We start from the raw sequence: 25,219 nt of genomic DNA on the forward strand, positions 1-25,219 counted from the left end.
TATAAATTCACACTATTGTCGTATATTATTGGGGATACTAGCAAACCGAGTTGCCCAATGCTCCAACCAATGACCCCTGCACAACAAGGCTTTATCTTGAGCCGGCACTGGAAAGACACCCGCCACGGCGTCGAGGTCACGTATTGGCTTCTTACAGACACACACCCACAAAAAGTGACCATTCCTAATCAAAAAGCAATTGGCTTTTTATCCGCCTCAAAACTGCCGATTGTTCAGCATCTTTTAGATGAGCAACTAAATGTCAGCTACCGATTACTCGAACTCTCTGACTTTAAAAGGGAAAAAGTCTACGCCATCTATTGTCAGCAATATCGCCAATTACAAAATATCGAAAAAAGCTGTAAAGAATTAGGTGTTGAGCTATTTGAAACGGATATTCGCCCTTGTGAACGCTATTTAATGGAGCGTTTCATTACAGCGCCTGTGTGGTTTTCCCGTAATTCCCGTGGTGAATACCAGCTCAAACCTTGTGAAGGTTATCGCCCGAACATTAAAGCCGTTTCTCTTGATATCGAAACCAGTCAACATGGCGAGCTGTATTCCATCGGGCTATCTGGCTGTGATGATAATGTGGTGTTTATGCTAGGCCCTGAGCAAGGCCCTGCATTAAATTCAGATCACCGCCTTGTGTATGTAAATAGCCGACCTCAATTGCTTGATAAACTCAATGAGTGGCTACAACAATATGACCCTGATGCCATAATCGGTTGGAATTTAATCCAGTTCGACTTACAGGTTTTGCAAAAACACGCAGAACGCTACGGCATTCCGTTGTTATTTGGCCGGCAAGGAACAAAACTTGAGTGGCGGGAACATGGCTTCAAACAAGGTGTTTTCTTCGCCTCAGCTCAAGGGCGGCTAATTATCGACGGCATCGATGCACTTAAAAATGCGACATGGCATTTTGCTTCATTTAGTTTGGAATTCGTCGCACAAGAACTTTTAGGGGAAGGTAAAGCGATTGATACCCCCTACGATCGGATGGACGAAATCAACCGTCGCTTTGCTCACGATAAACCCTCTTTAGCGCACTACAACATTCAAGACTGTATTCTAGTCCACCGCATTTTCGAAAAAACCGACCTAATGGCTTTCTTGCAAGAGCGTTCATCCGTTACAGGTTTAGTGCCAGATAAAATGGGGGGTTCTGTTGCTGCATTCTCCCATCTTTATATTCCACGCTTACATCGCCTTGGCTTCGTTGCGCCAAATTTGACTGAGCACAAAATGCAGTTAAATCCAGGGGGATTTGTAATGGACTCACAACCAGGGTTGTATGACTCCGTGTTAGTGCTAGACTACAAAAGCCTATACCCCTCAATTATTCGCACCTTTTTAATTGACCCTGCGGGCATGATTGAAGGGCTTGCTCACCCTGACCCACAACATTCTGTTCAAGGTTTTCGCCAAGCATGGTTTTCGCGTACAACCCATTGTTTACCTGATATTGTTAGCCATATTTGGCAAGAGCGCGATAAAGCCAAGAAAGAACATAACGCACCACTTTCTCAAGCCTTAAAAATCATTATGAATGCCTTTGCAGGAGTGCTTGGCGCAGAAGGTTGCCGTTTTTTTGACCCGCGATTAACCGCTTCGATTACGATGCGCGGCCATGAAATCATGCGTACAACTAAGCGATTGATTGAATCCCAAGGTTACCAAGTCATTTATGGGGACACGGACTCCACATTCGTCTGGCTACGCGATCAACACAGCGAGGAACAAGCGCAAAAAATTGGCTATGCACTGCGTGATTACGTTAATACTTGGTGGAAACAGCACTTAAAAGATGAATGGCAGCTCGAAGGCGTTCTTGAACTTGAGTACGAAACGCATTACCGCCGTTTTCTCATGCCAACCGTGCGTGGTGCGGAAATGGGCAGTAAAAAACGTTATGCGGGTTTAAGCCAAGATAAAATGATATTCAAAGGGCTAGAAACGATCCGTTCAGATTGGACTCCGCTAGCACAAATTTTTCAAAAAGAGCTCTACACCCGAATTTTTCATCGGCAAGCGTATCGTGAATATATTCGTGAATATATCCAAAATATTCGTGAGGGTAAATTTGACGACCGCTTAATCTATCGTAAGCGCTTGCGTCGAAAACTCACTGATTATCAACGTAATGTTCCACCTCATGTCCGCGCTGCACGTGCCGCAGATGACTATAATGTAAAATTGCAACGCCCATTACAGTACCAAAATGGGGGCTGGATAAGCTATATCATCACACAGGCTGGGCCTGAACCCCTCGAAATCGTGACAGCAAGGCCAGATTATGAACACTATATTTCCAAGCAAATCAAGCCAATAGCCGATGCAATTTTACCTTTTCTACAGGATGACTTTGATACCCTATTAACAGGCCAAATCACCCTGTTGTTTTAAAATTTATTATTCCACTGATGCTTTTTTAACAGGTGACGATAAGCCTCGGTTGAATTAATATAACGCCCCTTTGATATCCGCACAGCTAGACTGCACAAATAATGCGCGATAATCAGCAATACTCGTTATAATTCAATCAGCATTTCTTACCTTATCTTTAACGCGATTTTCGCTAAGAAGAACAAGCAATGATGGGAGCCACTGCAATTTGAATTTATTAATGTGTATAATTAATCATCAGGTAATGACTGTTTTTACAAAAATCGAATTCTTCCTTGTGCAACAGATAATGAGTTGCACCAACACTGGGCGAAGACTCTGATAAAAATTGTCTTAAAAAATCTAAGAATAACTCACAAATTTATGGAATTAAGTTAAATCTATGCCATTTACTCTTGGTCAACGCTGGATCAGCGATACAGAAAGCGAACTTGGATTAGGCGCCGTTGTGGCTATTGATACCCGCATGGTAACGTTACTTTTCCCTGCAAGTGGTGAAAACCGCCTATACTCACGCAGTGATGCGCCCATTACCCGGGTGATGTTTAATGAAGGTGATACCATCACCAGCCACGATGGCTGGCAACTTCAAGTTGAAAGCATTGAAGAAGATAAAGGATTATTAACTTACATTGGTACGCGTTTAGACACGCAAGAAACTGATGTAAGCCTCAGAGAAGTGTTTCTCGATAGTAAATTGACCTTTAATAAACCACAAGACCGTTTATTTGCAGGACAGATTGACCGAATGGATCGCTTTGCACTGCGCTTTCGCGCGCGTAAATTTCAAAGCGAACAGGTTAAACATCAAGCCACAGGCCTACGTGGCATACGCGCCAGTTTAATTCCACACCAATTACACATTGCCAACGAAGTTGGCAAACGCCATCACCCACGTGTTTTACTCGCAGATGAAGTCGGTTTAGGAAAAACTATTGAAGCTGGGATGATCATCCACCAGCAACTCATTGCAGGCCGTGCTGAGCGCGTCCTTATCATTGTTCCAGATAGCTTACAGCACCAATGGCTAGTGGAAATGCTCCGCCGTTTTAACCTGCGTTTCTCGCTGTTTGATGATAGCCGTTATAGCGAAGCACAACACGATAGCGATAACCCATTTGAAACCGAGCAATTAGTCCTGTGTTCACTGGATTTTGTCCGTCGCAATAAGCAGCGTTTCGACCAACTAGTTGAAGCGGGCTGGGACATGATGGTTGTCGATGAAGCCCACCATTTACAATGGAGTGAAGCAGCGCCAAGTCGTGAATACCAAGTCATTGAAACATTAGCAGAAAATATTTCATCAGTCCTTCTGTTAACCGCAACACCTGAACAACTTGGCCAAGAAAGTCACTTTGCTCGTTTGCGCCTTCTCGACCCAAGTCGTTTCCATGAATATGCGGAATTTGTTGCAGAGCAGGAGAACTACCGCCCTGTTGCTGATGCCGTTTCATTATTGTTATCTGGCGATAAACTGACTAATGATCAACAAAACTTACTCAATGATTTGATCAAAGAGCAAGATATTGAGCCATTACTGAAAGCCGCTAATCTTGAAACGGAAGATGCCACTGCAGCACGCCAAGAACTGATTAACATGTTAATGGACAGGCATGGCACGAGCCGTCTGTTATTCAGAAATACCCGTAATGGTGTTAAAGGCTTCCCTCGTCGTGAGCTACATTCGTTAAAAATGCCATTACCGACCCAATACCAGACTGCAATTAAAGTCGCAGGTATTATGGGCACCAAAAAAGACACGGAAACCCGCGCGAAAGAGATGCTATACCCTGAGCAAATTTACCAAGAGTTTGAAGGGGAAAATGCGACATGGTGGAACTTCGATCCACGCGTTGAATGGTTGATGGGCTTTTTAACCGCGAATCGCAATGAGAAAGTCCTGGTTATCTGCGCAAAAGCGGCAACTGCACTGCAATTAGAACAAGTATTACGTGAACGTGAAGCAATTCGTGCCGCCGTCTTCCATGAAGGGCTATCACTGTTGGAGCGCGACCGCGCTGCAGCCTACTTTGCTTCCCAAGAAGAAGGGGCTCAGGTATTACTGTGCTCTGAAATTGGTTCAGAAGGCCGTAACTTCCAGTTTGCTAACCAATTAGTGATGTTCGATCTACCATTTAACCCTGATTTGCTAGAGCAGCGTATTGGTCGTTTAGACCGTATTGGTCAAAGTCGAGACATCAGCATTCATGTGCCTTTCTTAGAAAATACCGCACAAGCAGTGCTAATCCGCTGGTACCACGAAGGCTTAGATGCTTTTGAGCACACCTGCCCGACAGGTCGCGCCATTTACGATAAATACTACCAACCACTGCTGCAATTTATGGCTGAACCAACTGTCACCGAAGGGTTTGATGAGTTCATCAAAACATGCCGCGATGAACACGACAGCTTAAAACTGCAATTAGAACAAGGCCGTGACCGTTTGCTGGAGATGCATTCAAACGGCGGAGACGCAGGCAACCAGCTAGCAGAAGAGATTGGTGAAGGCGATAACGACACTGAGCTGGTTAACTTCGCACTAAACTTGTTTGATATTGTTGGTATTAATCAGGAAGATAAGAGCGATAACTTAATCATCTTAACACCATCCGACCATATGCTAGTCCCTGATTTCCCAGGTCTTCCACAAGATGGTTGCACCATCACATTTGATAGGGAACAAGCCCTTTCCCGTGAAGATACACAATTTATCAGCTGGGAACACCCAATCATCCGTAATGGATTAGATTTAGTGTTATCGAGTGATACTGGCAGCTGCGCAGTTTCTTTACTGAAAAATAAAGCATTACCTGTCGGTACGTTATTGACTGAATTAATTTACGTGGTCGAAGCACAAGCGCCAAAAAACCTACAAATCAGTCGTTTCTTACCCGCCACACCAGTACGTTTGTTAATTGATTTAAAAGGCAATAACTTATCTTCTCAAGTGGAATTTGAAAGTTTTAACCGCCAATTAAATGCCATTAACCGTCATATGGCGAGCAAACTGGTGAATGCAGTGCAAAACGAAGTGCACTCAGTCCTGCGTTTGTCTGAACCGATGGTGGAAAAAGAAGCGAAATTACTGATTGAGAGCGCAAAAGATGCCGCTGATAAAGCGTTAACCTTAGAACTTTCTCGTTTAGAAGCGCTAAAAGCGGTCAACCCAAATATCCGTGATGAAGAGCTGGATATTATTGAAGAAGAACGCCAGCAACTGATCACCAATATCGACCAAGCCACATGGCGCCTCGATGCCATCCGCTTAGTTGTCGTGACGCATCAGTAAGCTATAACAATCGAACCATAGAACACGTTATGGTTCGATTGTGAATTTAAAATCTACAACTCGAGTGAGCTAAATCATTACGTCGTGTTTTTACGTAATAACAATAGGATTACCCTAAATAATTCGAGTTGTAGGTAGGCGGCAAGCAAAGATATCTCGGGGAGCATATGCCCCGAGTAGCTGAGCGACACCAACACCCCTACAACTTGAAGTATAACGGGTAATTGAATGATACCTTACAATCCACCACTTGAACCTTGGCTGCATGTCCTATACCAAGATGACCATATTATTGCGGTGAATAAGCCAAGCGAACTACTTTCTGTACCTGGAAAAGCACCTGAGCACCACGATAGCATTATGAGCCGTATTCAACGTGATTTTCCTGCCGCTGAATCCGTACATCGCTTAGATATGGCGACCAGTGGCGTCATGGTTGTGGCATTACACAAAAAGGCTGAGCGTGAGCTAAAGCGCCAATTTAGGGAACGTGAGCCCAAGAAATTCTATATTGCTCGTGTCTGGGGACATTTAGAAAAAGAAGAAGGCTTGATTGATTTACCGCTAATTTGTGATTGGCCAAACCGCCCTAAGCAAAAGGTGTGCTTTGAAACAGGTAAGTCGGCACAAACGGAGTACCAAGTATTGGCGCGCGAAGAACAAGCTACTCGCGTGAAGCTTTCACCCATTACGGGACGTTCTCACCAACTGAGAGTCCATATGTTAGCTTTAGGCCACCCAATATTAGGCGACCGTTTCTATGCTCACGATGAAGCAAAAGCCTTAGCTCCACGCTTACAGTTACATGCTCAGGAGTTATATATCACCCATCCTGAATATGGCACGCCAATGCATTTTACCTGCCCACCGGATTTTTAACGCTAGATTTATTTGATCGTTTGATTAATTTTCCCTCCCCCTACCATCCCCTAAATAGTTCGTGTTGCAGCTAGATGGCAAGAGAGCAAATCCCTAGGAGCATACAAAAGTATGTGACTAGGGTTCGTGATACAACGAGCGCTACATGCAGAAAAATGCACATTGCCTGCTAGAGCAAATTCTCATTTTATTTGGATGAGTGAATTTTTTGTTTTCAATTATTCCCCTGATTTCCCCTAAATAGTTCGTGTTGCAGCTAGATGGCAAGAGAGCAAATTCCTAGGAGCATACAAAAGTATGTGACTAGGGTTCGTGATACAACGAGCGCTACATGCAGAAAAATGTACATTGCCTGCTAGAGCAAGTTCTCATTTTATTTGGATGAGTGAATTTTTTGTTTTCAATTATTCCCCTGATTTCCCCTAAATAGTTCGTGCTACCACACGGCGTCGATTGAGCGAATCCCTAGGAGCGTAGATAACTACGTGACTAGGGTTCGTGAATGAAGACAACAAAGTGGTAGTGCGAAATATGACGGGGAAATTTATTTGAAGCCGAGCTCTTTCTTGACTAAGTCATAAGCCGCTTGGATTGATTGCGCTTTCTGCTTCGCAATCTCCATCATTTCTGGTGGTAAACCTTTCGCCACCAGTTTATCTGGATGGTGTTCACTCATTAACTTACGGTAAGCACGTTTAATTTTTGTCGGTTCGTCGTTAGGAGACACACCAAGGACTTTACAAGCATCTTCTAAGGTTGGGCCATTAGATTGCTGATAATACCCCCCTGATTGCTGCTGGGAGTATCCTTGGCCAAATTGACGACCACTTTGAATCATATCTAAGAATTGCTCGAACTGAACTTTTGATATACCCAGCTCTTCTGCGATGATAAACAGCACTTTCCTTTCGTTTGGATGGAGGGAACCATCGGCAAAAGCAGCCTGTAATTGAATTTCCAGAAACATCTGAATGAGGTCGAAACGACCATAGCACGCCATGCGTAATTGTTTTAAAACATCACGTAATGGAAAGTTAGGCGACTTCCCTTCACGAAAGGCTTGTTGAGCGGCTTTTCTAGTTTCTCCGTGCAGCTGCATTCTATCCATCAAATTTGATGCGAGCTGAATGTCCGTCTCGGTTACACGGCCTTTGGACTTGGTTAAATGCCCTAAAATCTGGAAGGTGCTCGCAAAGAAAATAATTTGGCGATCACGTTTATTCATCGACCCGGCAAATTTACGTTGTATTGATGCTTTATCAAAGCCGTGGCCAATAATTAACCCCGCTAACGCCCCCCAAAAGCCTAATCCAGAGACGATTGCGAGTATTACGCCAATAATTTTACCCCAATAGTGCATATATCCCTCAATTCTTCAATGCTCAAAATGCAATTTTGCATTATCATACTATTCATTCTGCTCTATGCATAACTACCCGCGCGTAAAGTTTCTTACATTATACTGGCGCAAAGTGGTTGGCTAAGTTAGTCTTTGAGCGTTTGCTGGCTGTGCCAATGATGACGGAACCGCATATTTAATGATGAAAAAAAGCTATCCAACACTAGTTGCCACCCTTGTATGGGCGGCTATTTACAGTCAGCAAGCGCATGCTGACCTTGCGCAGCAGTGTATGCTGGGTGTCCCTGTTTATACAAAACCGATTGTAAAAGGCGACCCTAACAACCTGCCTATTAATATTACGGCTGAAGATGTTCGTGGTGAATACCCTAATTTTGTTGAATATGACGGCAATGTCGATATCCAACAAGGGAACCAAACACTGACGGCTGATAAAGTTAAATTAACGCAGACTGAAACTGCGGGGCAACCACCCGTTCGTGAAGTTACTGCCACGGGCAACGTTCACTATGATGACCCTCAAATTATCTTAAAAGGCCCTTCTGCTTGGTCAAATTTAGATAATAAAAATACCGACGTAAACGACGGTAACTACATGATGGTCGGTCGCCAAGGCCGTGGTGATGCGACGAAAATGAAAATGCGTGGCGAAAACCGTTATTCCATCATGGAAAACGGGACATTCACCACGTGTTTACCTGGCAATAATAGCTGGAGCGTTGCGGGCTCTGAAGTCATTATCGACCGCGAAGAGGAAGTGGCTGAGATTTGGCATGCGCGCTTTAAAGTCGGGGATGTACCGATTTTCTACAGCCCATACATGCAATTACCGATTGGTAATAAACGCCGCTCTGGTTTCTTGATCCCAACAGGCAGCTACTCGAATAATGATGGCTTAGAATTTTCTTTACCGTATTATTGGAATATTGCCCCTAACTATGATGCGACCATCACGCCTCAGTTTATGACTCATAGAGGTGTGAAGTTAAACAACGAATTCCGTTATCTCATTACACCAGGTACAGGGACTGTTGCCTTTGATTATATCAATCGTGACCGTGCTTATATCAAAGATAAAGACCGTGAAAAGCGTGCTGCTCGTGATAGCGATGACCGCTGGTTATTCTATTGGCGTCATTCAGGCACCTACGCGGGGCACTGGAATTTTGCATCTGATTACACCAAAGTCAGCGATCCACAATACTTTACCGATTTCAGCTCTCAATATGGTAGTACAACTGATGGTTACGCTACGCAAAAATTCAGCGCAGGCTATTCAGATACCAACTGGAATGCAAAGGTAACTCACAAACAATTCCAAATCTTTGCAGATAACCCGAACAAACGCGCTTATAAAGCAGAGCCTCAAGTTGACTTCAATTATTATAAAAATAATTTAGGTGCTTTTGATGTGCACACCTATGCACAAGCCGCTCGCTTTACCAGCGTGGGCAAAAATAACCCTGATGCAACGCGTTTACACATTGAGCCAGAAGTGAACCTGCCATTATCTAATGGCTGGGCAAACATGAATAACAGCATCAAACTGTATGCCACCCATTATGACCAAGATATTCCAACATCAAATACGGATACTAGCTTAGAGAAAAACGTTAGCCGCGTGCTCCCAATGTTTAAGAGTGATGCGAAAGTCGTTTTCGAGCGCGACCTTTTCCAAGGCAGCGATTATGTACAAACATTAGAGCCTCGTGTTCAATATCTGTATATTCCGTATAAAGATCAGGACAATATCAATAACTTTGACTCATCTTTATTGCAATCGGATTACAGTGGTTTATTCCGTGAACGTATTTACAGTGGCCTTGACCGTATCGCTTCTGCAAATCAATTTACTACGGGTTTAACCACGCGTGTCTATGATGATGCACTCGCAGAACGTTTTAATTTCTCTGTTGGGCAAATCTATTACTTTGAACGCCCACGTGCAGGGAACTCAAACCGCCCTATTGATGATAAGAGCAACACGGGTTCTTTACTGTGGGCGACAGATTCTATGTGGCGCATTGATGAAAACTGGGGCATTCGTGGTGGGTTACAATACGACCGCCGCCTTGGTAACGTCACAATGGGTAATGCCGTTGCAGAATACCGTTTAGATGCCGACCGTTTAGTTCAATTGAACTACCGTTTTGTTGACCGTGATTATATTCAAGCCACTTTCCGTGATTTAGATAAAATCGGTAAAAATCAGGAATTACCAGAATATCAACGCGGTATCTCTCAAGTCGGTACAGTTGTAAGTTGGCCGTTAAGTGAACAATGGGGCTTTGTCGGTTCCTATTATTACGATACAAAACAACAGCAATCTGCAAGCCAATTGGTTGGATTGCAATACAATACTTGCTGTTGGGCAGTCAACCTTGGTTATGAACGCAAGATTGTCGGTTGGCAAAAAGAGAAGTTCAGCAGCGAATATGACAATAAATGGTCAGTCAATGTGGAACTTAGAGGCCTAAATAACAATCATAGTTTAGGTAGTCAGAAAATGTTAGAGGCGGGCATCATGCCTTACCAACGTGCTTTCTGATGACAAATAACATCGTTTATTCTGAATAACATGTGACTTACTCTGAATAATTCGAGTCGCAGTTAGGTGGCAAGTGAATGAGTCGCTAGGAGCATACATTAGTATGTGACTTGCGCGAGTGAGTGCAGTCAACAACACTGCAACTCGAAGTATGACTGTATTTACTCTGAATAATTTGAGATGTATTTACTCTAAATAATTTGAGATGTATTTACTCTAAATAATTCGAGGTGCAGTTAGGCGACAAGTGAATGAGTCGCTAGGAGCATACATTAGTATGTGACTTGCGCGAGTGAGTGCAGTCAACAACACTGCAACTCGAAGTATGACGAGTAAAACAACGTATTAGCCCGCATTTTGCGGAATCAAAGTCAATATTATAGGACCATTATGAAGAATTGGAGAACGCTTATTCTGGGACTGATGTTCGCAAGCTCTGCTACGTTGGCTGCGCCACAGCAAATGGATAAAGTGGCTGCGGTTGTCAATAACGGAGTTGTGCTAGAAAGTGACATCCAGAATATGATCAACACCGTTAAGCTGAATGCACAAAACGCACGTCAGCAGATCCCTGATGATCAAACTCTGCGCCATCAAATCCTTGATCGTTTGGTGATGGATAACATCATGCTGCAAATGGCGAGCCAAATGCAGATCAATATCCCTGATGAAGCAGTTACCGCAACCATCGCCGATATTGCCCGTCAAAATGGATTAACACTGGAACAAATGCAACAGCGTTTAACCGCTGATGGCATCAACATGAACCAGTACCGCAGTGAAATTCGCAAAGAAATGCTGATTGCAGAAGTTCGTAATAACGAAGTTCGCCGTCGCGTAACCATTTTGCCACAAGAAGTTGACTCCCTTGCTGAGCAGATGAGTTCACAAGCTAACTATGAAATGGGCGTAAATCTGAGCCACATTTTAATTCCACTACCAGAGAATCCAACACCAGAACAGTTAAAAACCGCGGAAGCGTTAGTGGACAAAATTTTAGCTGACCTGAAAAAAGGCGGTGACTTCGGTAAATTAGCCATTGCTTACTCTGCCGACCCTCAAGCACTCAAAGGCGGAAATATGGGTTGGTCGCGTCTGCAAGAGCTTCCTGTCGTATTTGCTGAACAGCTAAAGAATGCGAAAAAAGGGGATATCGCAGGACCAATCCGTTCAGGTGTCGGTTACCACATTTTACGCGTGAATGATGTCAGTGGTGGTAGCCAACCTATCTCTGTCACTGAGGTAAAAGCACGCCATATCTTGATTAAATCATCTCCAATTATGGATGATGCACAAGCAAGACAAAAACTGAATAAAATTGCCCAAGACATCCGTTCTGGTGCCGTGTCATTTGAAGATGCAGCGAAAGAAAACTCAGAAGACCCAGGCAGTGCATTAAAAGGGGGTGAACTTGGCTGGAATATGCCTGATATTTACGACCCAGCATTCCGCGATGCATTGATGAAACTGAATAAAGGCGAATTAAGCCAACCTGTTCCGTCAAGTTTTGGCTGGCACTTAATTCAGTTAGAAGACACACGCAGTGTAGATAAAACAGACGCTGCGCAAAAAGACCAAGCTTACCGTTTACTGTTCAACCGTAAATTTAACGAAGAAGCGCAAAGCTGGATGCAAGAACAACGTGCTTCCGCTTATGTGAAAATTGTTGATGGTCGCGATAACCAAGCTCAAGATGAAAAATCTAACTAAGCCGATTGTGATTACCCCTGGTGAACCTGCAGGGATTGGCCCTGACTTGCTTATCCAGCTCGCTCAACAGGCATGGCCTGTTGAGCTTGTTGCTTGCGCAGATCCCAACTTATTACTTGAGCGCGCTAAAACATTAAGTTTGCCGCTCACGTTGGGTAAATACGAGCCAAATGACGTACCTAAAGCACACACTGCAGGCCATCTATCTATCGTTTCTGTGCCATTAAATGCCTCGGTGAAAGCAGGAGAGCTTAATGTCAACAATGGCAACTATGTGGTTGAAACACTTGCTAGAGCCTGTGATGGTTGCTTAACAGGTGAATTTTCCGCCATTGTGACGGGGCCTGTGCATAAAGGCATTATTAACGATGCTGGTGTTTCTTTTAGTGGGCACACCGAGTTTTTTGCCGATCGTAGTGGCTGTGATCGTGTAGTTATGATGCTGGCAACAGAAGAATTACGCGTTGCCCTTGCAACCACACATCTCCCGCTAAAAGACGTTTCAGCCGCGATTACACAACAAAGCCTCCATGAAGTCATCACCATTTTACATCATGACTTGCAAACTAAGTTTGGCATTGAAAAACCGGTTATCTATGTCTGTGGGCTGAATCCTCATGCAGGAGAAGGCGGTCACATGGGTACAGAAGAGATTGATACCATTGAACCTGCATTGGAAAGTTTACGAGCACAAGGCATCCATTTAGTTGGGCCACTGCCAGCGGATACACTTTTCCAAGCCAAATATTTAGACCACGCTGATGCAGTTTTAGCAATGTATCACGATCAAGGTCTTCCTGTGCTAAAATACCAAGGTTTTGGTAGAGCGGTAAATATTACCCTCGGCCTACCATTTATCCGCACCTCCGTCGACCATGGCACAGCCCTTGAGCTCGCAGGTACGGGTCATGCAGATGCGGGAAGTTTTATCACCGCATTGACATTAGCTATCCAAATGACATCTAAGAATACATGAATAATCGAGTCCATCAGGGGCACTTTGCCCGCAAACGTTTCGGGCAGAACTTTTTAACTGACCAGTTTATTATCGACAGCATCGTTGATGCGATGAACCCTCTGCCAGGTCAATCCATCGTTGAAATCGGCCCCGGTTTAGGCGCACTCACTGAGCCAGTCGGTAGCCGCATTGAAAAAATGACGGTAGTCGAACTTGACCGTGACCTCGCGGCGCGTTTACACGTCCATCCGCAACTCAAAGATAAATTAACGATCATTCAGCAAGATGCCATGACCGTTGATTTTGGTGAATTGGCGAAACAAGCAGGTCAGCCACTGCGTGTGTTTGGTAACCTACCTTACAATATTTCAACACCATTAATGTTTCACCTATTCACATTCACCAACTCCATAGCTGACATGAATTTCATGCTGCAAAAAGAAGTGGTAAACCGTCTGGTGGCAGGCCCTGGCAGTAAAGCCTTTGGTCGCTTGAGTGTAATGGCTCAATATTATTGTCACGTCGTACCTGTACTTGAAGTGCCACCAACAGCGTTTACTCCCGCTCCAAAAGTAGATTCAGCCATTGTCCGCTTGATCCCACACCGTGAGAATCCATATCCTGTTAAAGATATTAAGTTCTTAAGCCGGATCACCACGCAGGCCTTTAATCAACGCCGAAAAACCATCCGTAACAGCCTTGGTGATTTATTTAGCGCTGAAGAATTAACTGAATTAGGCATCGACTTAAGCACCCGTGCCGAAAATATTTCTGTTGAACAGTACTGCAAAATGGCAAACTATCTTTCTAACCGATCAGAATAGAATGTTGAAGGAGGCACTATGCTTAATGAACCGAATGTAAGCATCCAAGTTCAGAGTGTCTATATAGAGAGCCAATCTCAGCCCGATATTGCCAGATATGTGTTTGCTTATACGATTTGCATTCGCAATTTAGGGCGTGATCCTATCCAATTAATGAGCCGCTATTGGCTCATTACTAACAGCGATGGCCATAAAACAGAAGTTCAAGGTGAAGGGGTTGTTGGTGAACAGCCAATTATTCAGCCTGGAACTGAGTATCGTTATACCAGTGGTGCGGTTCTTGAAACGCCAATGGGTACGATGGAGGGCTATTACGTGATGATTAGCACGCAAGGGGATAATTTTCATGTGGATATCCCTGCTTTTCGTCTGGCAATTCCAACACTGATTAATTAATTATGTCGACATATATAGTAGGTGATATTCACGGCTGCTATCGTGAATTACGTGAATTGATGGACAGTGTCAATTTTGACCCGCAACGAGACACACTATGGTTAACAGGTGACTTAGTCGCTCGAGGTGCAGAGTCGCTGCAAGTTTTACGTTATGTCAAAAGTCTAGGTGATTCTGCTCGTTTAGTCTTAGGCAATCACGATCTCCATTTACTTGGGATCTATTGCAAAATTAGCCGCAATAAGCCTAAAGATCATCTTGATGAATTATTGCATGCACCTGATTTGGATGAACTAATCAACTGGTTACGCCGCCAACCATTGCTGCAAATCGATGAAGAGCGGAAAATGGTGATGACCCATGCAGGGATAACACCACAATGGGACATTGAAACAGCCAAAATGTGTGCAAGGGAAGTGGAAGCTGTTCTCTCTAGTGATGCTTACCCTTTATTCATTGACTCAATGTATGGTGACATGCCAAATAATTGGTCTGATAGCTTGATGGGGCTCGCGCGATTACGCTTTAGCACTAATGCACTGACGCGCTTACGCTACTGTTTCCCTAACGGCCAGTTAGATATGATCTGCAAAGAAAATCCGAAAAAAGCCCCTGCGCCTTTAAAACCTTGGTTCGATTTGCCTAGCCAACTTCCTGAAGACTTTTCGGTATTTTTTGGTCATTGGGCGTCATTGGAAGGGAAATGCACACCAGATAACGTATATGCAATGGATACAGGTTGTTGCTGGGGGGGGGATTTAACGCTGCTCCACTGGGAAACTAAGCAATACCATCACCAAAAGTCTTACCAAAAGAGTCGCAAAGAATCTTAATTGAATAAAATGCAAAATGGCGCCATTAAGCGCCATTTTTGTATTTGTAATCGATTAAAAATCAATCTCTTTTCGTCAGAATTTCGAAGCAATACCCGTGAGTATTATTTTCATCCGCTTCGTGATATTCCGTAAAGATAGAATCCCACCCATCGGGTTCATATGCAGGGAAATGTGTATCGCCAATCACTTCAGCATCAACATGCGTCAAATAAAGTTTATTGGCTAATGGTAGAAATTGTTGGTAAACCTTACCACCACCAATCACCATTACTTCTTCAACACCCTCTATCGCTTGCGCGGCGGCAAGTGCCTCTTCAATAGAAGTAACCCAAATAACCGTATTGTCCGCACCTGCTGGATGGCTGCTCAGTACGATGTTGACTCGCTGCGGTAAAGGACGCCCAATAGATTCATAGGTCACACGCCCCATAATCACAGGTTTATTTAACGTATTTCGTTTGAACCACGCGAGATCCCCAGGCAAATTCCAAGGCATCGCTTTTTCCATGCCGATAACCTGATCGATCGCCATTGCTGCGATTAAGCTAATATTCATTTACTCACCTTAGAAGCAAAATATAAAAATTGAGCACACTATACGTAAAGAGATTTGCTTCGTCGACTAAATTTAAACTTCCTTAAACAGCTTTGAATCACTTATACTCGAATTGCTAAAATTAAGACTAAAAATAACATTAAAAATCAAAAAAGAGCCTGTTTTCCTCTCTGAAGAGCCAGACATTCAGTAGATAATTGTTAAGCGCCAAAAAAGACCAAAACAGGGCTAAACAAAGAGATATGTATCATGTACGAAACCAGCATTATGGTGGCGACAATCGCCGCATTAGGGATGCTCTCACCAGGGCCCGACTTCTTTCTTATTGTCAAAAATGCCGCCCGTTACCAACGCTCTGCAGCACTCATGACCGCCTTTGGTGTGATTGCAGCCATTGCTTTACATATGTCTTATTGCGTTGCTGGACTTGCGGTATTAATTACCACCACACCATGGCTATTTAATATTTTAAAATATGCAGGTGCTGCTTATTTGGTATGGATAGGCGTTAAAAGCTTATTGCCTCAGTCTAGCAATTTGGCCGATTTGAGTACCACTAAACACGAAATTGTTTCATTTAAAAAAGCATTTATGCAGGGGTTTCTGTGTAATGTATTGAACCCAAAAGCGACGCTATTCTTTCTTGCCGTATTTACCCAAGTGTTGGATATCAATTCAACGTTTGGTGAAAAACTGTGGTTTGCTTTTATTATCTGGGGATTAGCCGTTATTTACTGGCCCATTCTGGTATTTCTTATCCAAAGTGCTCCCGTCAGAAAAGGGTTGGCGAAAGTGCAAAAATATGTCGATAGAGTACTTGGCGTGATTTTAATTGCCTTCGGAATTCGTGTTGCACTGAGCTAGTTAGCTTAATACATAAAAAAGCAGGTTCTGAATACAGTACCTGCTTTTTGTTTTGCCTATTAATAATTAGTATTGCATCGCTTCTTGTGGTGCAACTACCATCTGACCAACTGAGCCTAGATCCGCTTTTTCCAAGTTTTGGCTATAAAATAAAAATGGAAAATGGTTGTAGGATGGTTGCATCATTTGTACTAATAATTCAGTACGGCCATTCACCCAAACGGTATCTTTCCAACCGTAATCTTCAGGTGGCGTAGGTTGCCCATTCCGATTAATAATTTTAAAGCGTACCCCCTCAATATGAAATGCTTGAGGTTCATTTGTGGTGACAATCCAACGCTCCCAATTTCCTTGGCGGCTGGTAATATCCACACGACGGGTATCAATGGCTGCATTATTAATACCAAAACCATCATTAAGGTGAATGTCTCTTTGTGTAATACTGGAGGTAACTTGCGTCTTATCTTCCGTCAATTGCGTTGGCAAACCATCGGTTACCAATGACATCAAACCTGTCGCTTTAATGGTCAACACATTCGTCGAAATTAAGCTATTCGAAGGCTCAAACAATCCTTTTAATCTATCCATAAACGTAGCAGATTCGCCAGCAGTAATACTCAGTTCCTGCGTTTTAGCCATATCAATTAATACTTCACGCCTTTCACCTGGTGCAAGAGGTAACTCTTGAACATTCACTGGAACCGTTAATAACCCTTGATCCGAGGCAATCATCGCAAATGGGCGACCATCACTGATTTTCATTACATAATTACGTGAATTTGATGCATTTAATAACCTTAAGCGTACCCAGCCGCGAGATACTTCAATATAGGGGTTTTGTACACCATTGACTAATAATGTATCCCCGAGGAAACCATTTTCATTGGCTTTATATTCAGGAACACCAAAGTTATCCAATCGTTTGTCTTGAATGATCACTGGAAAATCATCTACGCCATAATGGTTAGGTAAACGAAGGTTTTTTGTAACATCATCTTCGATAATCCACATACCCAACAACCCATTATGGATTTGCTGCCCCATTTTTCCTTGCGTATTTGCATGGTACCAAAGCGTCGCCGCATTTTGGCGAATTGGGATCACTGGAGACCAATCCGCATTAGGGGAGATTAACCTTGCTGCACCACCAATTTGTGTGCCAGGTATCTGCAGCCCACTGACGGTCATTGAAACCGCTTCGGGTAAACGATTGCTGTATATTAACTTGATATCATCGCCATTTTTGACTTTCACCGTCGGGCCTGGGGAAGAACCATTTATCCCCCATACATCCGCAGAATATTTTCCATCAAAAGACCAATGGACTTTTTGTAGTGTTAAAAAAAGCGGCTGTCCAGACCGAGATTCTAACAGTGGAGGAACAGGCAATGCCGTTTCACCTTCGGCACTCGCATTAATTGGCGCATAAAACACACACAGAGCCACCCCTACCGCTACTAGGGTTTGGCATCGATTGAATGACATAAATTCTCCGCTAAACAAACATTCCAGCGCATTTTATTTTTTAATATTCGAGATTTTCAGCCTATGAATTGGCTAATTTTAGATTGGCGCTAGTAATAATACGACTTAGAGACAACAATTTGTTACTTCGCTAATTTTGTGAGCCATGATATCGCGAAAAAAGATTAAATTCTAAAAATATCTTTCTAATATATAAAAATTTAATTAATAGAATTATAAATTGTGTGGTTTATTAATTAGGGATGAATATATGGCAAAGAAATGGTTATTGACTTGATGTTAGTTGGCATACACAGATAAAACTAAGGGCAATGATTTCCATCGCCCTTTTTATATCATCCAATTAATTTATTACGGTTTTTTAGCTTGCTTATTCATTTCTTCCACTTCTAAATCAAGCTCTTTGATTTTAGCTTCCATCAATGAATGACAATACTCCGATAACTCCCTAACTTGATCACGGCTATAGGCTGAGGTATCGATAGGCTCTAGCATCTCAATAATAACATTGCCATTGTTCCAGCGATTTAGCTTAATTTTGCCCTGTGTACTAGATACACACACGGGAACAATCGGCACTCCCGCTGCTATAGCGGCATGGAAAGCCCCCGTTTTGAATGGGAGTAAACCGCGGCCACGGCTGCGTGTTCCTTCGGGGAACATCCACACTGAAATCTTACGTTTTTTGATTTGGTTTGCCACTTGAGAGATTGTGTTATGCGCTTTCGAACGATTCGCACGATCAATCAAAATATTCCCCGTGATCCAATATAAAAAACCAAAGAAAGGGATGAACACCAAGCTCTTTTTACCAACTGTGACTGTTCTAGGCAACACACCATTCGACATCGTGACCATATCGTAGTTGTTTTGGTGGTTACCAATATAAATACTTGGACCATAGTCTTTCGCCTTTTTAGGCACGCGGTTGATAACTTTTATACCAAAAACAACGGATAAGCGCCCAAACATATGACCGAATGTCATCACGTGTTTTGGGTTACGTGGGCTGAATAAGCAATAAATGCCACCGCCCACACAAACGAGGATGGTGTAGATAATAACAATAATCGCTCTAATAAGCGCTAACATACTAACCCCAAATTAGCGGAGCCTCAGCGCCCCGCGATGAATTTTAACCTTCGGTGCCAAATACAATGCCTTGATAGGGCACCCATCAAACTTATTGTTATACCTTATCTACAGGTTCGATATCGATACGCTCGATATTGTGCATTCCACGAGGCAAGGATGTCCCTTTACGGCCACGCTCCGAACGGTATTTCTGTAGATCTTCGGCTTTAAATTTCAGTTTTCGTTTACCAAAATGCAGCGTCATTGAAGCACCAACAGGTAAAATCATCAACCAAGTCAATAAATCATCCCCAGATGCCGCTTGAGCACCTGCAATATTGATAATTTTATTCCCTTTACCTTTTGAAAGCTGAGGCAAATCTGCCACAGGGAATATTAACATACGCCCTGCTTTCGTGATTGCCAATAACAAGTCTTCTTGCTCGTTATTTAGCTCAATCGGTGCCAATACTTTGGCATTTTCAGGTAATGAAATCAGTGCCTTACCGGATTTGTTTTTTGTCACTAAATCATTAAATGTGCAAATAAATCCATAACCCGCATCTGATGCCATCAAGTATTTTTGCTCTTCTGGCGCCATTAAGACGTGCTCAATCGTTGCGCCTGGTGGCAACGTTAATTTACCCGTAAGAGGCTCACCTTGGCTACGCGCAGATGGCAATTCCAGAGGATCAACCGAATAGCTACGCCCAGTGGTATCAAGGAATACTGCAGCTTGGTTTGATTTACCGCGGGCAGCACCTTTAAAACCATCACCCGCTTTATAGTTCAGGTTGGTTGGCTCAATATCATGGCCTTTCGCACTGCGCACCCAACCCATATCAGACAGCACAACTGTAATCGGCTCTGATGGCAGGATTTCATGTTCGCTCATCGCTTTCGCTTCTTCACGCTCTTGGAGTGGAGAGCGACGGTCATCACCATAAGCTTTCGCATCAGCCTGAATTTCTTTTCTAATTAACGTATTCAAACGACGCTCTGAACCTAAAATCGCTTGTAACTCATCACGCTCTTTCGCTAATTCGTCTTGTTCACCACGGATTTTCATCTCTTCCAGTTTGGCTAAATGACGTAATTTTAGCTCTAAGATAGCCTCTGCTTGTGTGTCCGAAATATTAAAGCGAGACATCAACACAGGTTTGGGCTCATCTTCAGTACGAATGATTTCAATAACTTCATCAATGTTTAGATAAGCAATTAATAAACCGTCTAAAATATGTAGGCGTCTTAAGACTTTGTCTAAACGATGGTTCAAGCGGTTACGTACAGTTTGACGACGATAAGTAATCCACTCCGTTAGTATCTCAACCAAGCCTTTCACCGCAGGGCGGTTATCTAAACCAATCATGTTGAGGTTAACGCGGTAGCTTCTTTCTAAATCCGTTGTCGCAAATAAGTGGGTCATCACTTGTTCAAGGTCAACCCGATTACTGCGTGGAACAATCACTAAACGAGTTGGATTTTCATGATCAGATTCATCACGTAAATCTTCCACCATCGGCAATTTCTTCGCACGCATTTGGCTAGCGATTTGCTCAAGAACTTTGGCTCCCGAAACCTGATGAGGTAATGCTGTAATGACCGCATTGCCATCTTCTTTTTCCCACACTGCACGCATGCGTACTGAGCCACGGCCGTTTTGATAGATTTTACGAATATCTTCACGGGAAGAGATAATTTCGGCTTCTGTTGGGAAATCTGGGCCTGGTATATACCCCATGATCTCATCAAGATTCAGGGTCGGTTTTTCCAGTAAGGCGACCAAAGCTTCCGCCACTTCACGGGCATTGTGTGGTGGAATATCCGTTGCCATCCCGACCGCAATACCCGTTGTCCCATTTAACAAAATATTGGGTAAACGTGCAGGCAACATTTTCGGCTCGTTCATCGTGCCGTCAAAGTTGGGTACCCAGTCAACAGTACCGTGACCTAACTCGCTAAGTAATACTTCTGCGTATTTAGATAAACGTGATTCCGTATAACGCATCGCGGCGAATGATTTTGGATCATCTGGAGCCCCCCAGTTTCCTTGCCCATCCACTAATGGATAGCGATAAGAAAACGGCTGCGCCATCAACACCATTGCTTCATAACACGCACTATCACCATGTGGGTGATATTTACCTAACACATCACCGACGGTTCTCGCCGATTTTTTGTATTTTGCACTATTACTGAGGCCAAGTTCCGACATCGCATACACAATACGACGCTGAACAGGTTTTAACCCATCACCAATAAATGGCAACGCCCTATCCATAATGACGTACATCGAATAGTTTAGGTAGGCACTTTCAGTAAAAGCATGAAGCGGTAAACGCTCCACACCATCATGAGTAATTTCACTCATTCAATTCGTTCCTTACTCTTTTTATCGCAGGATGTTAGACATCAATTTCAGCCATATCGCCTTTTTCTTGCAGCCAATTACGGCGATCTTCTGAACGTTTTTTCGCCAAAAGCATGTCCATCACTGCAAGGGTTTCTTGGTAGTTTTCATCATCGATGATCAACTGAACAAGGCGACGAGTATTGGGATCCAACGTGGTTTCACGCAATTGCAGTGGGTTCATTTCCCCCAGCCCTTTAAAGCGCTGAACGTTTGGTTTCCCACGTTTACGGCTTAACCTGTCGAGAACCGCATTTTTTTCGCTTTCGTCTAATGCGTAAAAGGTTTCTTTGCCTAAATCGATACGATACAACGGCGGCATTGCCATATACACATGCCCCGCTTTCACTAACGTTGGGAAATGGCGTACAAATAACGCACACAATAATGTGGCGATATGCAAACCATCCGAGTCCGCATCCGCAAGGATACACACTTTGCCATAGCGTAGCTGGCTTAAATCTTCACTGTCAGGGTCGATACCAATCGCCACCGAAATATCATGAACTTCCTGTGAAGCTAGTACTTCATCAGAAGAGACTTCCCATGTATTCAGTATCTTACCGCGAAGTGGCATAATCGCTTGATATTCACGATCACGGGCTTGCTTCGCTGAGCCCCCTGCCGAATCCCCCTCAACAAGGAACAACTCTGTCATACTTAAATCTTGCGAGCTACAATCCGCCAGCTTACCTGGTAATGCAGGGCCGCTTGTCAGCTTTTTACGCACCACTTTTTTCGCAGCACGCATCCGACGTTGAGCGCTTGAAATCGCCATTTCTGCAAGTTGCTCGGCAATTTGCACATTTTGGTTTAACCACAGACTAAAGGCGTCTTTGACCACCCCAGAAACAAAAGCAGCACATTGGCGTGAAGACAAACGCTCTTTGGTTTGCCCCGCAAATTGAGGGTCTTGCATCTTAACTGAAAGCACATAAGTACAGCGCTCCCAGATATCATCCGCAGATAATTTTATACCACGAGGCAGGATATTACGGAATTCACAGAATTCACGCATCGCATCAAGCAAGCCTTGGCGCAACCCATTTACGTGAGTACCGCCTTGTGCTGTTGGAATCAAGTTCACGTAGCTTTCAGTGAGTAGCTCACCACCTTCTGGTAGCCATAATAGTGCCCATTGCGCCGCTTCCGTTTCACTGGAAAACTCGCCAGTAAAGGGTTTTTCTGGCAAGGTTTCTAAGCCATCAACGGATTCCATCAAATAATCCGTTAACCCATCACTGTAGCACCAGCTTTGCTCTGTATTATTGAGCTGATCCTTAAACGTGATTTTCACGCCAGGGCATAAAACCGCTTTGGCTTTTAAGTTATGAGTTAGACGAGAAACTGAAAATTTCGGGCTATCAAAATAGCTTCCATCAGGCCAAAAATGCACGCTGGTACCTGTATTACGCTTCCCACAAGTACCAATTACATGCAAATCTTCGACTTTATCACCATTTTCAAAGGCGATTTGGTAAACTTGGCTATCACGGCGCACAGTCACTTCAATACGTTTTGATAACGCATTGACGACGGAAATACCCACACCATGCAAACCACCTGAAAATTGGTAGTTTTTATTAGAGAATTTTCCTCCTGCGTGCAACTGACCTAAAATCAATTCAACTGCGGAGACTTTCATTTCTGGGTGAATGTCGACTGGCATTCCGCGCCCGTCATCAATCACTTCAAGGGATTGATCTGCGTATAAAATAACTTCAATGTGCCCCGCGTGCCCAGCAAGCGCTTCGTCGACACTATTATCAATTACTTCTTGAGCCAAATGGTTCGGCCGCGAGGTATCGGTATACATCCCCGGACGACGGCGAACAGGCTCCAAACCACTGAGGACTTCAATAGCCTCTGCGTTATAACTAGATTGAGTCATGTTGTCATTCTGCGGTAATTGGTGGTTAATTGAACTATTCAATCAGTGAGTTACTGGTGATAATAACAGTGTTCATGCGTTTTAGCACTATTTCTCTACTAATTGAAGAAAATGGACAATTTGAGAAAAGTAAGCGTCAAAACCAGTAAAGGCATGATTACCGTCAGGTTCCACAGTCTGTTTACACTTTGAAAGATAGGTAACAGCTTCGTGATAATCAAGTACTTCGTCACCCATTTGTTGTAACAGCCAAATTCGATGAGATGCAGAAAGCTGTTCAATATGCAGTGATTTTAGCTCGCCAATATGTTTTGGTTCCAGAACATATTGTTCATGAGTATAGGGATTAATATTGACACCCAAATAGTCTTTCAGCAAGTCAAACGGGCGTACAGCAGGGTTGACTACCACTGCGGGAAGGTGATAACGCTCTGAAAACCAAATCGAAAAATAACCGCCAAGCGATGAGCCAACTAAACCAATGCGCTCATGACGATGCTGTTGAATAATCTCATCCAACATCGCTTCGGCTTGCGCAGGGAAATTGGGTAATTGAGGAACAATCATATCAATGTGTGGATAATTGACCTCAATCCATTGTTTTAAGTGAGTCGCTTTTGCCGATAAAGGCGAGCTATTAAAGCCATGAATGTAAAGTAACGTGGCCATAGTGAATTAATAACCGTCTGAGTCTAGATCAGGGCTAAACTCACGTGTCTCTAAGCGATGCACCGTTGTCGTAATATGCCTTTGCCCTTTTTCGTTCACGCTTAATTCAAGGTATCGCCAACCAGGCGCAACAGTATCTAATGCAAAATTCGTACAGTGCGGCTTAAATTGCACGCAAGTCGATGGGGTCGCTAATAAACGAATTCCATGCCAATTTTCATCCATTTCCTGATGAATGTGCCCGCAAAGCATCGCTTTCACGTTCGGATAATTTTTTAAATAATCCGCTAAGATATGTGAGTTTCTTAAACTGTGCTGATCAAGCCATGTACAGCCCGATGGCAGAGGGTGATGATGCAGCATCACTAATGTAGTGCGTTGTGGTTCCGCATCTAAACTCACTTTCATCCATTCCAACTGCTGCTCAGAAAGCTCTCCGTGAGGGACGTCTTGCAATTGGCTGTCCAGCATAAGAATTTGCCACTCGTCACCAATCAAGATTTGCTTCGCACTCGAAATCCCAGCCACTCGCAGGCTTTCGACCATTGCAGGAGGATAATCGTGATTTCCAGGGAGCCAAACACAAGGTGCAGGAATACGTTCGATGCCTTTTGCAAAGTGTTGATAAGCTTTTGGTGATTGGTCTTGAACCAAATCCCCTGTCGCAACGATCAAGTCAATTGGGAGATTTTGTGCTGCGATAGCATCAAGTACCGCCTGATAGCTTCGATACGTATTTACACCTAAAAGGGTGTTTTCTGTATCAGCAAACAGATGCGTATCAGTAACCTGTAAAATTCTCACTACATTAGAGTGCTTTGCAGTCACTTCAAGCTGGCTATCCAAAAGTCTTCCTTTTCCATAAATATTGTTTATGCCTAATCTATTCTATTCATTACAACTATACAAAAACTCAACACACTTGCAGTTCACCTATCTAACTTATGAATTCTTTTCATAACACCCTAAAACAACACGCTGAATTACGCTAAATAATTCAAATTACAAGAAGGCGGCAATCGGAGCTATCCCAAGGAGCATACATAAGTATGTGACTTGGG

18 protein-coding genes are annotated in these 25,219 nt (G+C 43.4%); 10 read left to right on the forward strand and 8 right to left on the reverse strand.

Annotation, left to right across the window (positions count from 1 at the left end):
• Nucleotides 1–57: 57 nt before the first annotated feature.
• From AABS66_RS17585 to rluA, 3 genes are all read left to right on the forward strand, one after another.
• The gene (locus AABS66_RS17585; RefSeq protein ID WP_430225226.1) at nucleotides 58–2,409 is read left to right on the forward strand and encodes a DNA polymerase II; all 2,352 of its coding nucleotides are present in this window, start codon (nucleotides 58–60) and stop codon (nucleotides 2,407–2,409) included.
• 382 nt (nucleotides 2,410–2,791) lie between these two features.
• A complete protein-coding gene (gene rapA / locus AABS66_RS17590) occupies nucleotides 2,792–5,698 on the forward strand; it encodes an RNA polymerase-associated protein RapA (protein ID WP_430225227.1) in 2,907 nt (968 codons plus the stop codon).
• A gap of 228 nt (nucleotides 5,699–5,926) precedes the next feature.
• On the forward strand, nucleotides 5,927–6,577 hold the full coding sequence (gene rluA, locus AABS66_RS17595) for a bifunctional tRNA pseudouridine(32) synthase/23S rRNA pseudouridine(746) synthase RluA (RefSeq protein ID WP_206083711.1): 651 nt from the start codon (nucleotides 5,927–5,929) through the stop codon (nucleotides 6,575–6,577).
• 544 nt (nucleotides 6,578–7,121) lie between these two features.
• On the opposite strand, the gene djlA is transcribed toward rluA, so the two are convergent.
• Nucleotides 7,122–7,937, reverse strand: coding sequence for a co-chaperone DjlA (gene djlA, locus AABS66_RS17600; RefSeq protein ID WP_206083710.1), 816 nt, complete (start codon nucleotides 7,935–7,937; stop codon nucleotides 7,122–7,124).
• Nucleotides 7,938–8,118: 181 nt separating this feature from the next.
• Here djlA and lptD point away from each other — a divergent pair, with 181 nt between their 5' ends.
• The 6 genes from lptD (at nucleotide 8,119) to apaH (ending at nucleotide 15,206) form a co-directional block, all read left to right on the forward strand.
• On the forward strand, nucleotides 8,119–10,485 hold the full coding sequence (gene lptD, locus AABS66_RS17605) for an LPS assembly protein LptD (protein WP_206083807.1): 2,367 nt from the start codon (nucleotides 8,119–8,121) through the stop codon (nucleotides 10,483–10,485).
• A 357-nt stretch (nucleotides 10,486–10,842) separates the two neighbouring features.
• The gene (gene surA, locus AABS66_RS17610) at nucleotides 10,843–12,195 is read left to right on the forward strand and encodes a peptidylprolyl isomerase SurA (protein WP_272516392.1); all 1,353 of its coding nucleotides are present in this window, start codon (nucleotides 10,843–10,845) and stop codon (nucleotides 12,193–12,195) included.
• On the forward strand, nucleotides 12,179–13,171 hold the full coding sequence (gene pdxA / locus AABS66_RS17615) for a 4-hydroxythreonine-4-phosphate dehydrogenase PdxA (protein ID WP_206083708.1): 993 nt from the start codon (nucleotides 12,179–12,181) through the stop codon (nucleotides 13,169–13,171). Before surA ends, pdxA begins: the two co-directional genes overlap by 17 nt.
• Complete coding sequence (rsmA, locus tag AABS66_RS17620; RefSeq protein ID WP_206083707.1) at nucleotides 13,168–13,977, forward strand: 16S rRNA (adenine(1518)-N(6)/adenine(1519)-N(6))-dimethyltransferase RsmA; 810 nt, start codon at nucleotides 13,168–13,170, stop codon at nucleotides 13,975–13,977. Before pdxA ends, rsmA begins: the two co-directional genes overlap by 4 nt.
• A gap of 18 nt (nucleotides 13,978–13,995) precedes the next feature.
• Nucleotides 13,996–14,373 carry a Co2+/Mg2+ efflux protein ApaG gene (gene apaG / locus AABS66_RS17625; RefSeq protein ID WP_047755704.1) on the forward strand — a complete coding sequence of 126 codons (378 nt, stop codon included), beginning with the start codon at nucleotides 13,996–13,998 and terminating at the stop codon, nucleotides 14,371–14,373.
• A 2-nt stretch (nucleotides 14,374–14,375) separates the two neighbouring features.
• Entirely contained in the window at nucleotides 14,376–15,206 is an 831-nt protein-coding gene (gene apaH / locus AABS66_RS17630; RefSeq protein ID WP_430225228.1) for a bis(5'-nucleosyl)-tetraphosphatase (symmetrical) ApaH, read from the forward strand.
• Nucleotides 15,207–15,267: 61 nt separating this feature from the next.
• Here the strand turns inward: apaH and folA are convergent, their stop codons facing one another.
• A complete protein-coding gene (gene folA / locus AABS66_RS17635; RefSeq protein WP_206083705.1) occupies nucleotides 15,268–15,765 on the reverse strand; it encodes a type 3 dihydrofolate reductase in 498 nt (165 codons plus the stop codon).
• 249 nt (nucleotides 15,766–16,014) lie between these two features.
• Here folA and AABS66_RS17640 point away from each other — a divergent pair, with 249 nt between their 5' ends.
• On the forward strand, nucleotides 16,015–16,629 hold the full coding sequence (locus AABS66_RS17640) for a LysE family translocator (protein ID WP_206083704.1): 615 nt from the start codon (nucleotides 16,015–16,017) through the stop codon (nucleotides 16,627–16,629).
• A gap of 66 nt (nucleotides 16,630–16,695) precedes the next feature.
• On the opposite strand, the gene ftsP is transcribed toward AABS66_RS17640, so the two are convergent.
• The 6 genes from ftsP to cpdA form a co-directional block, all read right to left on the reverse strand.
• Nucleotides 16,696–18,114, reverse strand: a complete 1,419-nt coding sequence (gene ftsP / locus AABS66_RS17645; RefSeq protein ID WP_272539984.1) for a cell division protein FtsP — start codon at nucleotides 18,112–18,114, stop codon at nucleotides 16,696–16,698.
• 351 nt (nucleotides 18,115–18,465) lie between these two features.
• The gene (locus AABS66_RS17650; protein WP_272574436.1) at nucleotides 18,466–19,206 is read right to left on the reverse strand and encodes a 1-acylglycerol-3-phosphate O-acyltransferase; all 741 of its coding nucleotides are present in this window, start codon (nucleotides 19,204–19,206) and stop codon (nucleotides 18,466–18,468) included.
• 97 nt (nucleotides 19,207–19,303) lie between these two features.
• On the reverse strand, nucleotides 19,304–21,559 hold the full coding sequence (gene parC / locus AABS66_RS17655; protein ID WP_430225229.1) for a DNA topoisomerase IV subunit A: 2,256 nt from the start codon (nucleotides 21,557–21,559) through the stop codon (nucleotides 19,304–19,306).
• A 34-nt stretch (nucleotides 21,560–21,593) separates the two neighbouring features.
• Nucleotides 21,594–23,489: a DNA topoisomerase IV subunit B gene (gene parE, locus AABS66_RS17660; protein ID WP_206083700.1), complete on the reverse strand. Its 1,896-nt coding sequence runs from the start codon at nucleotides 23,487–23,489 to the stop codon at nucleotides 21,594–21,596.
• A gap of 87 nt (nucleotides 23,490–23,576) precedes the next feature.
• Entirely contained in the window at nucleotides 23,577–24,158 is a 582-nt protein-coding gene (gene yqiA / locus AABS66_RS17665; RefSeq protein ID WP_206083699.1) for an esterase YqiA, read from the reverse strand.
• 6 nt (nucleotides 24,159–24,164) lie between these two features.
• Nucleotides 24,165–25,004 (reverse strand): 3',5'-cyclic-AMP phosphodiesterase, encoded by an 840-nt coding sequence (gene cpdA, locus AABS66_RS17670; protein ID WP_272539982.1) that lies wholly within the window; start codon nucleotides 25,002–25,004, stop codon nucleotides 24,165–24,167.
• Between the last annotated feature and the right edge of the window lie 215 nt (nucleotides 25,005–25,219).

Origin of the sequence: Providencia sp. SP181, assembly GCF_050446505.1 — a bacterium.
In the GTDB taxonomy this organism is placed as follows: Bacteria; Pseudomonadota; Gammaproteobacteria; order Enterobacterales; family Enterobacteriaceae; genus Providencia; species Providencia vermicola.